The organism is Paraglaciecola sp. (assembly GCF_039964565.1).
Taxonomy (GTDB): domain Bacteria; phylum Pseudomonadota; class Gammaproteobacteria; order Enterobacterales; family Alteromonadaceae; genus Paraglaciecola.
This window is the reverse complement of sequence record NZ_JBDVXF010000028.1, coordinates 179,825-192,501: the sequence shown is the minus strand read 5'-3', so window position 1 is coordinate 192,501 and position 12,677 is coordinate 179,825. Positions and strand designations below refer to the sequence as shown.

At 40.8% G+C, this 12,677-nt stretch carries 10 protein-coding genes; 8 read left to right on the top strand and 2 right to left on the bottom strand.

What is annotated here, in order from left to right:
* Nucleotides 1-189: 189 nt before the first annotated feature.
* Together ABJK37_RS11650 and ABJK37_RS11645 are read left to right on the top strand one after the other, a co-directional pair.
* Nucleotides 190-399, top strand: a complete 210-nt coding sequence (locus ABJK37_RS11650; RefSeq protein WP_348353628.1) for an EF-hand domain-containing protein — start codon at nt 190-192, stop codon at nt 397-399.
* A 92-nt stretch (nt 400-491) separates the two neighbouring features.
* Nucleotides 492-725 carry an EF-hand domain-containing protein gene (locus ABJK37_RS11645; RefSeq protein ID WP_348353625.1) on the top strand — a complete coding sequence of 78 codons (234 nt, stop codon included), beginning with the start codon at nt 492-494 and terminating at the stop codon, nt 723-725.
* A 66-nt stretch (nt 726-791) separates the two neighbouring features.
* On the opposite strand, the gene ABJK37_RS11640 is transcribed toward ABJK37_RS11645, so the two are convergent.
* On the bottom strand, nt 792-1,622 hold the full coding sequence (locus ABJK37_RS11640) for a sulfurtransferase (RefSeq protein ID WP_348353622.1): 831 nt from the start codon (nt 1,620-1,622) through the stop codon (nt 792-794).
* A 300-nt stretch (nt 1,623-1,922) separates the two neighbouring features.
* Here ABJK37_RS11640 and ABJK37_RS11635 point away from each other — a divergent pair, with 300 nt between their 5' ends.
* The 5 genes from ABJK37_RS11635 (at nt 1,923) to ABJK37_RS11615 (ending at nt 9,575) form a co-directional block, all read left to right on the top strand.
* A complete protein-coding gene (locus tag ABJK37_RS11635) occupies nt 1,923-3,275 on the top strand; it encodes a nucleobase:cation symporter-2 family protein (RefSeq protein WP_348353619.1) in 1,353 nt (450 codons plus the stop codon).
* 18 nt (nt 3,276-3,293) lie between these two features.
* On the top strand, nt 3,294-4,658 hold the full coding sequence (locus ABJK37_RS11630; protein WP_348353616.1) for an 8-oxoguanine deaminase: 1,365 nt from the start codon (nt 3,294-3,296) through the stop codon (nt 4,656-4,658).
* Between the two features lie 314 nt (nt 4,659-4,972).
* A complete protein-coding gene (locus ABJK37_RS11625; protein ID WP_348353613.1) occupies nt 4,973-7,411 on the top strand; it encodes a TonB-dependent receptor in 2,439 nt (812 codons plus the stop codon).
* Nucleotides 7,412-7,483: 72 nt separating this feature from the next.
* Complete coding sequence (locus tag ABJK37_RS11620; RefSeq protein ID WP_348353609.1) at nt 7,484-9,211, top strand: cupin domain-containing protein; 1,728 nt, start codon at nt 7,484-7,486, stop codon at nt 9,209-9,211.
* 79 nt (nt 9,212-9,290) lie between these two features.
* The gene (locus ABJK37_RS11615) at nt 9,291-9,575 is read left to right on the top strand and encodes a hypothetical protein (RefSeq protein WP_348353606.1); all 285 of its coding nucleotides are present in this window, start codon (nt 9,291-9,293) and stop codon (nt 9,573-9,575) included.
* Between the two features lie 61 nt (nt 9,576-9,636).
* On the opposite strand, the gene ABJK37_RS11610 is transcribed toward ABJK37_RS11615, so the two are convergent.
* Nucleotides 9,637-10,644 (bottom strand): adenosine deaminase, encoded by a 1,008-nt coding sequence (locus ABJK37_RS11610; protein WP_348353603.1) that lies wholly within the window; start codon nt 10,642-10,644, stop codon nt 9,637-9,639.
* A gap of 311 nt (nt 10,645-10,955) precedes the next feature.
* Between ABJK37_RS11610 and ABJK37_RS11605 the strand changes: the two genes are divergently transcribed.
* Nucleotides 10,956-12,284: an NCS2 family permease gene (locus ABJK37_RS11605; protein ID WP_348353600.1), complete on the top strand. Its 1,329-nt coding sequence runs from the start codon at nt 10,956-10,958 to the stop codon at nt 12,282-12,284.
* The last annotated feature ends 393 nt before the right edge of the window (nt 12,285-12,677 follow it).

Below are 12,677 nucleotides of genomic sequence, written 5' to 3'. Positions count from 1 at the left end.
GCACGGCCCTTGATATAGCAATAGTGAGTAAAGTGAATGAGGTCTAATTCTGCACTGCCTCTGATTACTTTTGAATATACTCAATTAACGTTTCTAAACAACAAACAGGCAACTTTCGCTGTTTACTACTTATCTAAGCTTTGTCGTTTTAAATATGATTTAAAAAATAGACAAAAAAGGAGTCAATGTATGAAGAAGTTAATACCACTGTTCGCGCTGACGTTTGCATCTATGGCAATCATTGCAGAAGAGGATCTTATAGCAAAACTAGATACCGACAACGATGGTCGTATTAGTATCGAAGAAGCGGCAGAAGACGCCGCTTTATCAGCCATGTTTTCTGAGCTCGATACCAATAAAGATGGCTACCTGTCACCTAACGAATTAGAAAATAAGTAGATTTAGTATGTATTTGCAAGAGGTTGTAACAACACGTGCACCAGCAGCCTCTTAAATTTGTAGACATAATTGGTAAATAAAGGAATAACCCTATGAAAAAATTAATATTGGCATCAATCGTTTCGTTTGCAGCTTTTAATGTTTTAGCGGACCCTGGCGCAATGGCCATTCATCCACTAGATACAGATAAAGATGGTCTAGTCAGTGTCGACGAGGCCAAAACAGACGACACCTTAAGTGCCATTTTTTCGGAACTAGATGTCAACCAAGATGGTTATTTGTCTCAAATGGAGCTTGAGGTTAAAACTGAAAACGAAATTGATTAGATGTTTCCTAGGTTGAAGTGAACTCAGTAAAAAACCCACCAAACAACTACGTTTAGTGGGTTTTTATTATTCAATTGGTAAATAACTGCTAGCGCCCCACTCGCACCAGGAGCCATCATACACTGCTAAGTGCTTGTATCCAGCTTCACTGGCTGCCAAAGCTAAGATACACGCTGTCACTCCAGAGCCACAACTAAACACTAACTCCTTGTCTTTCGCTACTCCTAATTCAGCAAAAATAGCCTTTAACTTATCCCGAGACTTTAGATTCATATCTTCAATACAGTCTGTAAAAGGTAAATTAATTGAAGTAGGAATATGGCCTGAGCGCAAACCTTTACGTGGCTCTTGTTGTGTGCCCTTAAAACGTCCTTCGCTTCTGGCATCGAGCACAATGAGACTGTCTAAATGTCGAATTATGGTTTCGGCAGTTACAAAACAGCGGCTATCATAATTGCCAGTAAAACCTCCTTTTTTACTGGCTGGAATCAGGTTCGCAACACTGGGCATTTTTTGCTGCAACCAATTTGGTAATCCTCCGTCTAGTACATAAACGTTTTGATGTCCCATCGCCTTAAACATCCACCATACTCGAGGGGCGCAATACATCCCCTTGTTGTCATAAATCACAATTACGCTTTCGTCGTTGATACCTAACTTTTTCACCCCTTCACTGAAACGCGTTTCATTAGGCATACTATGGGGCAAATCAGAACCCAAATCACAAAACTCTGTTTCAAAATCAAAAAACTGCGAATTAGGAATATATGCACTTGGGCTGTCTTCCTGTTTACCCGTTACTGGATTGTCCATCTGGGTGTATAACACAACGAGATTGGGCTGGTGAAGATGCTCATTTAGCCAGTCGTGGGTAACCAAATTGGTGTTGGGTTGCATGTTGGTATCCTCAATAGATAGGTGCAGTTAACAACATTTTACGTTGCGTTTAATTGCGTGGCTATTCATTAATTTTTACCTGCTCACTGCACTGATCCCTGCGTTAATTCCTGCACCAAGCCAGTGCCGACAGTCTCGTTATATCTCAATATATGAGTTATATATGTGAATAGGTTATAAAATACATATAATTTTCAATATGTTACAGGAAGGAGATATAAACTGACTAATTGGTCGAAAAATTGCTTAGAGATGTAGTAGCGCTCTATGCCAATAACCACAATTAGGTACCCAATTTATATGTTATTCAAGAATGAAATGCTTTACGGATTACACGACAAACCTAAAGTATTACATTGCATCAACGCAGCTTTACAGCATGTGATGGCATCTTTTATAGGTATTATCACTCCGACCCTAATCATAGCTTCAACATTAGGACTTAGTGCAGAAATACCTTACTTAATTAGCATGGCTTTGATGGTTTCTGGAGTCTCGACTTTTATTCAAGCCAAAACTATTGGTCCTATTGGTTGCGGCTTGATAGCGGTTCAAGGTACCAGCTTTACCTTTATTAGTGCCCTACTTGTCGCCGGATTAATGGTTAAAGAACAAGGAGGTAGTAATGATGAAATACTCGCCATTATGTTTGGAATTTGTTTTTGGGGAGCATTTGTAGAAATAATATTAAGCCGTTTTATTGGCCATCTAAAGTCTATTATCACACCACTCACTACAGGTATTGTTATTACCACTATTGGGATTACTTTAATAAAAGTTGCTATAACAGACATGGCGGGGGGATTTGGCGTCCATGATTTCGGTGCGGTGGACAACATACTTTTAGGTTTTACCGTTTTAGTGATAGTAGTTGCTTTGAATACCTCAAAACACCCAATATTACGTTTGTCGGCAATTTTCTTAGGTATGGTTATTGGATGTATTATTGCATGGTCACAGGACCTTTTATCTTTCGATGAAATGGTTGCGATGCCTCTTTTCAGTTTTCCTCAACCATTTAAGTACGGATTCGACTTTCAACTAGATGTATTTATTCCTGTTGCGCTAGTATATTTTTTAAGCGCAATTGAAACATCAGGAGACCTTACTGCAAATAGTCTATTTTGCAATCAACCTATTACAGGGCCTAAGTATATAAAACGTATTAAAGGTGGAATTTTAGGCGACGGATTTAATTCGCTATTAGCGGCAGTGTTTAATAGTTTTCCAAATACCACTTTCGGACAAAACAACGCAGTGATTCAAATGACTGGAGTTGCAAGCCGTCATGTTGGATTTTATATCGCTGGATTATTGGTGTTATTGGGATTGTTTCCGGCTATAGGCGCCTTTATTCAACTTATGCCAAAAGCCGTATTAGGGGGCGCCACTTTAGTGATGTTTGCCACAATTGCCGTTGCCGGCGTGAAAATATTAACCACTGATACAATCGACCGCCGCAAAAGTCTAATCATTGCGACGTCCTTAGGTTTAGGTTTAGGGGTGATGATGGTGCCAGAAGCCCTAACACAATTGCCACCTCAGGCCGCCAATATATTATCTTCCTCCGTAACAGTAGCGGGATTTTGTGCGATTATTATGAGTTTGCTCATACCTGAAAGCAATTCACAGCCAAGCCCATCTGAAATCTAGTATTTTGAGATCCTAACAATGCAAAACCAAACATTATGGTTAAAATCACCCAGCGCGATATTTACTGGTAACCAACTAAATGCTGATAACGGCGTCGTTATCCATGGAGACAAGATAGTTGAACTAGTCCCATCGGGAATGACACCTAGGACTGTCATTGATAGTTATGTCGATTGTAGTAACAAAGTCATAATCCCGGGCCTTATCAATACTCATCATCACTTTTACCAAACCCTTACTCGCGCTGTTCCTGGGGCACTCAATAAACCGTTATTTCCTTGGCTTCAATACCTCTATCAAATATGGAAAAATTTAGACGAAGATATGATCTATACCGCTACACAATTAGCGGGTTTGGAGCTTATGTTATCAGGTGCCACTTGCATCGCAGATCACCATTACGTTTTCCCAAAGGGCCTAGAACAGGCTATTGATATTCAAGTTGAAGCGATCAAATCATTAGGTTGCCGTGCCACGTTAACCCGAGGCTCTATGAGTTTAGGGAAAAGTGCCGGAGGATTGCCTCCAGATAGCGTCATTCAACACGAAGATGTGATCCTACAAGACTGCCAAAGATTAATATCAAAATACCACGACAGCAGTCCAGAAGCTTTTATTCAAATAGCCTTGGCTCCCTGTTCGCCCTTTTCCGTCTCTACTTCGTTAATGAAAGATACAGCGCAGTTAGCCGAAATAAATAATGTTTTATTACATACTCACTTGGCCGAAACCGAAGACGAGAACAATTTTTGCTTGCGTCAATATGACATGCGCCCTCTGGATTATTTAGAACACTGCAATTGGCTAAGTGACAAAACATGGTTGGCCCATGGGATCCACTTTAACCAAGATGAAATAAGGCGGTTAGGCGAAGCTAAAGTGGGCATTGCTCATTGTCCAAGTTCAAATATGTTATTGGCTTCGGGTATTTGTCCTACTGTTGAATTAGAAATAGCTGGTTGTAACGTTGGTTTGGCCGTAGATGGTTCTGCATCAAACGATTGTTCCAATATGATCCAAGAAGTTCGTCAATCAATGTTGCAACAAAGGTTACGTTATGGCGCTGAGGTTATCACTGCCGAGCGCGTATTAGGCTACGCCACATCAGGCTCCGCAAAAGTATTACATCGGCCGTCGTTGGGCCAATTTGCAGTAGGAAAACAAGCAGACTTGGCCGTTTTTAGTTTAGATGAATTACGTTTTTCAGGTGTAGGGAGTCCTTTGGATGGATTGATTACCAGTGGCGCGTATCAAGTGGAAAAATTAATGGTGGCTGGACAATGGTTAATTGAAAATAGTGCACATAACTCACTACTTTGTGATCAACTGATGGCAAAGCATCAAAAATTAGCTAAACAAATTCAAAACTCAGGATTGGTTTAACGACCCTATGTTTTTAGTAAGCACTTAGAAGGTGCAATCTACAAACAATTGTTTTGCTTTGGTGCGCCATATATTTATACTAACAAAACAACTGGCAATTATTTTACCAAAACGATCTCCTGACAATAAAAAAATATTTAATCTTTTCAATGAATTAGATAATAACTTCAGAACCAGACCAGTTGGACAAGATCTTGGCATCGTTCATGCAAAAATAGTTTCAATACACATAAAACTTAAAAAACTAAACTATGGGTTGATTAGGCCAAAGAGTCTAGCAACTAATAGCCAAGCTACTACCTGGGATCACTAGAATGACAAAACCAACTTTTATAACTAATCCACTAGCTAAAGCCGTTGCTATAAGCTTGGCCACCTTAATACCGCTTCAGGGAATAGCCCAAGAAACTGAAACTGAGGATCTTGAACGGATTGAAGTAACAGGCTCATTAGGTAGCTTACCGGGACAAGATGTTGAAGCAGTATTTGGCTTTGGCAAATCAATTCTAGAAACACCTCGTTCAGCTTCAACTATCAGTGAAGAACAATTAGAAAGGTTTTCTATTGGCGATATCGATGAACTGGTTGCATTTGCACCCGGTACTTATACCCAATCATTTTTTGGTGTTGCAGGCTCGCTAGACGTGCGTGGTACACCAGGTGAAGCATACTTTCGTGGCGTTAAGCGCTTAGACAACCCTGGTAACTACCCTACTCCTATTGGCGCATCTAGCCGAATCGATATAGTGCGAGGTCCTGCTTCACCTATTTATGGACCCGCCAAAATTGGTGGTTATCTAAACTTTAACCCCAAATCAGCCAGTGCGAGTCGCGGTCAATATCTAGATGAAAATGCTGGTGCTATCTCATACACTGGCGGTAGCTGGGATAAAAGCGTATTAACTGCTGAGGTAGGCGGACCAGCTTCAATTGGTGATAAAAAAGGTGGGTTTTACTTATACGGTGAAGTCGAAAACTCAGGAAGTTATTACGACAACAGTGGCACAGACCAAACGATATTACAGGGCTCGTTTAATATCGATGTTACTGACAATTTACGATTTGAAATGGGAGGCATGCACCACCTATACGACGGTAACCAAGTCGCAGGTTGGAACCGTTTAACTCAAGACTTAGTTGACAACGGCACTTACATTACCGGTACCGCAAAACCCCTAGATACTGACAACGATGGTTTAATCTCTCATGATGAATATGGTGCGGTAAACATTGCTGGAGCAGGCTTTTTCTATGCTTATGCACCAGGGTTCACCGATGCCGACGCAACTGAATTAATGCAACTAGATAACCCTGGTACCACTACATTAAAAGGTAACCAAACTCTCGTTTCTTCAGATGACGTGTTACTCAACACTGTGGATACCTTGTATTTCGACATAATGTATTACACAGATAGCGGCTGGGAAATCAAAAACCAGTTATTCTACGAAGCATACGACAATCTCAATGAAAATGCGTATGGCTTCTCGCAAATGCATGACAGTTCAGTCATTGAAAACAAATTGGTGTTTGCGAATATGTACGAGACCGAGTCTTTTGTCGCTCAAGTACAGTTGTCACCGTCAATTCGCCACACAGAATTTATGCATGCTGACGATTTCACCTATGAATATTTCAACCGTCGCGACCTAACGGGACCTTCTACGGCATTGGACAAACGTCAATTGTCAACGCGTATCAATGATAATTTCGATAATTATGATGTAGGTCACTATACCGATTTGGGTATCGCGGCTATGACTGACCTAACTTGGGATTTTGGGCTTAACATTGTATTAGGCGTGCGATACGACAGCATAGACGTTAAAACAACAACTCGTGGTGATTTATTATTGAGCAAAGTACCAGTTGCGACTGCTGAAGATACCTTTAGTGGTACTTCATGGAATGCGAGTATTTCATACAAGTTTGAGTTTGGCCTAATTCCCTATTTTACCCAAGCTGAACAAGCAACTATCGTAGCGGGTCAAGGGGCAGAAATTGGTTATGGACAACTGATTGATGACGAAGGTAATTCCTTTAATGGCGCATTTGATACATCGACACTAACAGAATTTGGTGTAAAAGGATCATTCTTAGATGATAGCTTGTACTTTGCTATAGCGTCATATGAACAAGAAAGAACCGACTTTAATGCCCAAGCCATAGTAACCAATGCAACTACATTAAACGAAGGTACTGAGATTGAACTTCGTTGGGTGGTTGACGATCAACTAGTGGTTACAGCCGGTTATACCAATATGAAAGTGTATAACTTAACAGCATGGAATAACGGTGAAGGTGGTTCACTATTTGGTTTCTTAGGACTGGAAGACTTAACAAGCTTAACAGATCCGTCATTAGTGCTTGGTGGTAACCCTATTGGTTTAACCCTGATACCTAGTGCAGCAGATGGTGGAACTATCGAAGATGCACGTAAGCAAGGTATTCCTGAAAACATCTATACTGCCACTGCAACTTACGATTTCCAAAATGGATTTACTATCAACACTAGTGTTATTCGTGCTGATTCAACCTACTCAGGCTTTTCTAAGAGTGTAAGTTTACCGGCCTATACTCTTGTTAATGCTGGTATTTCATACACAACAGATACCTGGTCAGCTAATCTTTCAGTTAAGAACTTAACTGATGAAAAATACTATCGCGCAAACTTCCCAGATTTGTTCGGTGCACAAATTGTATTACCAGAATTGCCGACCAGCTATCAAGCGAAGTTCAGCTACAAATTCTGATATCCTTTTATCAAAATACTATATAGGGTAAATACGTAATGTATTTACCCTTTTTTATTGGCAGAAAAAACTATGTTTACCCGATTATTACGTTTCAAATTCTTTGTGTTATCCGCATTCACCTTGTTGGCAAGTTGCGCTGAAACAAGCGTTCCTGTTCAACATCAAAATAGTCTAGCGCCACCAATTAAAATTAAAGTGGTCGTTGTCACTATGTTTGAAATTGGCGCAGACCAAGACGATAAACCTGGAGAATTCCAACTCTGGAAAGCAGGGCAAAAATTACAGACCTGTTTGCCCTTTGCTGTTTCCCACCATGATATTTGTATTAACCCCAATACTGGCGTAATGGGCATAGTGACCGGCATGGGCACAGCAAAAGCGGCCACGGCCATTATGGCACTAGGGTTAGATCCGAGATTTGACTTGACCCAAGCATATTGGCTAGTGGCTGGGATAGCAGGCTTAGACCCCGCTGATGCATCTATTGGTTCGGCGGTATGGTCCACATGGTTGTTAGATGGTGACTTAGCCCATCAAATCGACGCTAGAGAAATACCTGATGAATGGACAAGTGGTTACTTTCCGCTATTTACCACTGACCCATTGTTAGAGAATCAGACCATAGATCCCAATCAATTCAATCGACACGGACAATCAACTAACGGAGAAGTATATCAACTTAACCCTGAGTTAACCGAATGGGCCTACACACTGACCAAAAACGTTAAACTAAACGATTATCCAATGATGCAGGCGTTACGTGACAAATACATCGGTTATCCTAACGCCCAAAAACTACCTTTTGTATTAAAAGGCGAACATTTAGCGGCTTCGACTTTTTGGCACGGAGAGTTACTCACACAATGGGCAAATGACTGGACCCACTATTGGACAGCAGGTCAAGGCAATTTTGTAAGTTCAGGTATGGAAGATACCGGCAGTTTTCAATCCATGATTTATTTAGACAATGCCAACAAAGTGGATAAATCTCGATTTATGGTGCTGCGCACTGGCAGTAATTATTCAATGCCTCCCCCTGACATGTCTTCTATTGAGAATCTAAAAGCAGAAAGCGGCGAAAATGGTTATGCGGGCATGCAATCTGCGCTCGAATCTGCTTATTTGGTAGGCAGTAAAGTAGTTGACACTATAGTGGCTAATTGGTCAGCATACCAAACCGCTCTACCCTATGAAGTATTGGAAACTGAAACCAGTGTTAAGCAGCAACCATTAATCCAAACGCAGCAAAAATCAGCCGAAACTACGCAGCATTCCGGTGCTCCAAATAACCACAAAATGTTAACGGCGGCGGAACTCGCAGCATCACTCAACCTAGAAGCCCATGTCGAAGGAGGCTATTTTCGACAAACCTTTAAGGCAAATCACCGTCCTAAAATCACGACAGATATTGGCGATAGAGTGACTATGACCAGCATTTATTACCTGCTGAGCAAAGAGTCTCCCATTGGTCATTTCCATATGAATCGGTCAGATATCATGCACTATTTTCATACCGGAGATCCTATTACTTACTATATGTTACTTCCAAATGGTGATTTAGAAACCATCGTTCTAGGGCCTGATCCGACTGCTGGTCATCAAATGCAAATGATGGTTAAAGGTGGCACATGGAAAGCGTCGAAAATACCCGTTGATGGAAAGTATGGATATGGATTGATTGGAGAAGCAGTGGCACCGGGGTTTGAATATGCTGATATGCAATTGGGTCAAAGAGCTAAGCTTTTAGCGTTGTTTCCAAAGCATAAGCAATTGGTGACTGAACTTAGTCGCGAGTAACGGGTCGACTTTACAGCCGCATCCTGTGGCGTAGTCAACTTTTAATTAACGATTCAATCAATTAAGCGAGTAAATCAATATGAAACGTCTTGGTATTTCAATTGTTGTCTTGTGGTCTTTTCTTGCCGTCACGTTTTACTCAGTCAAAATTAGTGCTCAAGAACAAGACCCACTTAATTTTATGAATCAGCAATTATCCGCACAATTACTCAATGAAGTCACGGCCTTGAGTGATACAAAATTGGTAAAAGCTCAAGCAGAATTGTTGCGTAAACATTATCAAGCGTTAATCGAAAGTGGATTTAGCAAAGACGAAGCAATGCGGCTTGTCATTGCGATGGCATCGCAACATAAATGTCAATAATAAGGCTTCAGGGCTTAGTACTATCTAAGCTAAGCCCAATTTCATTCTTTGCAGACCCGTTTCACACCCGTGCCAATTTATCCAACCAATGTATTTTGCGCTCTGACGCCATAAAACTAGCGTTAAAACTATTTTTTACTAACTGTTCTAAATGATGTTTTTCAATAGGTAAATGATCGATAATTGCAAAAAAATTGTCATTTAAATAGCCCCCGAAATAACTGGGATCGTCGGCATTAATAGTCGCCATTAACCCCAAATCAAGCAATTCCAATACATTATGCTGCTGCATATGTTGAAACACTTTTAACTTAGTATTCGATAACGGACACACGGTAAGTGGATGTTGCGAATGGCTTAAAAATTCAATTAATTTCGGGTCCTCAATACTACGCACGCCATGATCAATACGATGTACGTCCAAGGCATTAAGCGCTCCCCAAATGTAGTCGGCCGGACCTTCTTCCCCTGCGTGGGCTACCCGTTTCAAGCCTAATGCTTTGGCCTTGTTAAAAACCCGAGTAAACTTCTCAGGGGGATTACCTAATTCACCACTGTCTAATCCTACTGCGGTGATATCACTTAGATAAGGAGTGGCAGCTTCTAAGGTTTCTATGGCACTTTGTTCCGATAAATGTCTTAAGAACGACATGATCAGTAAAGATGACTGCCCCCATTCTTGTTTGGCTTGTTGCATCGCCCGTATAAACCCAGGCATAAATATATCAAAACCAATACCACGCTCAGTGTGTGTTTGTGGGTCAAACATAATTTCGACATGTACAACATTGTCTTCCTTACATTTAAGTAAATAACTCCACATTAATTGATAGAAATCGTCTTCCTCTTTAAGAACCGACGCGCCCAAATAATACAGATCTAAAAAGCTCTGTAGATTGTTAAAGTCATAGGCCGCTTTCACCTGTTCGATATTTGCGTAAGGTAAGGCTACTTGGTGTTTTTCTGCTAGCGTCATCATTAATTCAGGCTCTAACGACCCTTCAATATGCAGATGTAACTCTACCTTCGGTAACTCAGCAATCCATTGCTTCAACTCATTTTTGGTCATTTTCCACCTGATTACGTTGGATTTGTTGATAAATTATTGTTGTTGTCTGCACCAAAACAAGTAACTTAGCTAAATGTTGGTGCAATATTAATGAAGCTAACCTCATATTCTCGAATTATTGGCATCAAAACAAAGGGCTAGTGTAAAAATATATAAAATTATATCCTCGTCAGATACCATCTAACCTATGTTACCAGCATAAATCAGACCAAAGCCAGACTAAATGGTCAGCTTTTTGCACAATGCTTGTAAATTACACTAGTAAAATAAAATTATAAAAATAATGTCACATCAAAACCAGAGCGCTAAGTATGACTAATTTTCTCGATCACGTTTTTAAACTTAAAGAAAAAGGCACTAACCTTAAAACTGAATTTATTGCTGGGTTGACCACCTTTGCAGCTATGTCTTATGTGTTAGTAGTGAACCCAAGCATATTAAGTGCCGGTGGTATGCCAATCGCAGGACTCATTACAGTGACTGCAATAGCTGCGTGTCTGGGCTCATTATTAATGGCCTATATGACCAACTACCCTATCGCGATGGCACCAGGAATGGGGCTTAATGCATTTTTTGCCTTTACCATTTGTTTAACGCGAGAAATTCCATGGGATGCAGCCCTAGGCATAGTGTTTTGGAACGGAATTTTATTCTTAATTCTATCTCTTACTGGGGTAAGAACCAAGATTGCCGAAGCGATTCCAGCAGCCCTCAAAATTGGTGTGCAGTGTGGTATCGGTTTATTCATCGCATTTATTGGGTTAAAAAATGCAGGATTAGTCGTAGATAACCCCGCTACTTTCGTGTCAATTGGTGATCTGTCTGAACCAGCAACGCTATTGGCCTTAGCTGGCATTATATTAACTATTGTGTTGGTAATAAGAAAAGTCACAGGGGCTATCCTAATTTCTGTCATAGTGTTAAGTGTAGCGGGTGCATTTATTCCAAGTGGAGACGGATACCTTACCCAACATACGGATCAGTTTGTTGGTCTCCCAGATAGCATAAGCAACACATTTTTTGCTATGGACATTATGTACCCCATTGAAAACCTTGCGCAGACTTGGGACCTAATATTTGCACTTCTGTTTGTTAATATGTTCGATACCATAGGCACGTTAATTGGCGTGTCTCGCAGAGCAAATCTTTTAGATAAACAAGGTAAACTTCCTAAAATGGGCAAGGCGATGACCGCCGACGCCGTGGCAAGTGTTGTGGGCGCCGCCGTAGGAACCTCTCCTGTGACTTCTTATGTAGAATCAGCAGCGGGTGTTTCAGCTGGTGGCAGAACGGGGCTCACCTCAGTATTTGTTGCGCTGTGTTTTATGTTGGCATTGTTTCTCACCCCCTTAATGAAAGTTATCCCATTGATGGCAACCACACCTGCACTAATTATGGTAGGAATACTCATGATGGACTCTTTTAGACAACTCGACTTTGATGATCTTACGGCGCTGGCAACTGCTACAGTAGCGCTTCTAGCGATGCCACTGACGTTTAGTATTAGTGAGGGTATTGCCCTAGGGTTTATTACCTATGTAGGCATAATGTTGGGTACCGCGAGGTATAAACAGGTCACTTTAATCACCTATGTTATGGCAGCAGTATTTGTATTGCGATACGTGTTAGATTTGAAATAACCTAAATTAAAGGGCTTAACACTGCTTCCCTCAACAATTTACTCATTGGGGCATAATTGTTAGAGGGAAGTGGCTCAAAATACCGTCCAGCACTGGATGCATTAAATTGGCGGCTAGATAAATAGTAAGATTATAACCTATTGTTTTTATTAGATTGACTTCATAGGACGCGTTACGTCTTAACCCGATCTCAGGTTAGGTATAGGTAAAATTGCCGAACCCTGTATGATCAATAGTACTAGGCCTATCAAAGGCGCATAGATTGCAAAATCTGTTTTCTCGATAAAATAGGCAAGATAAAAGCCCTATGAAATTAGGGCATATAGCAATCGAATTAGTGGGTGTAATACTAATCCGTAATGAATGCCGATACTAACACTGATAATGAAGCGG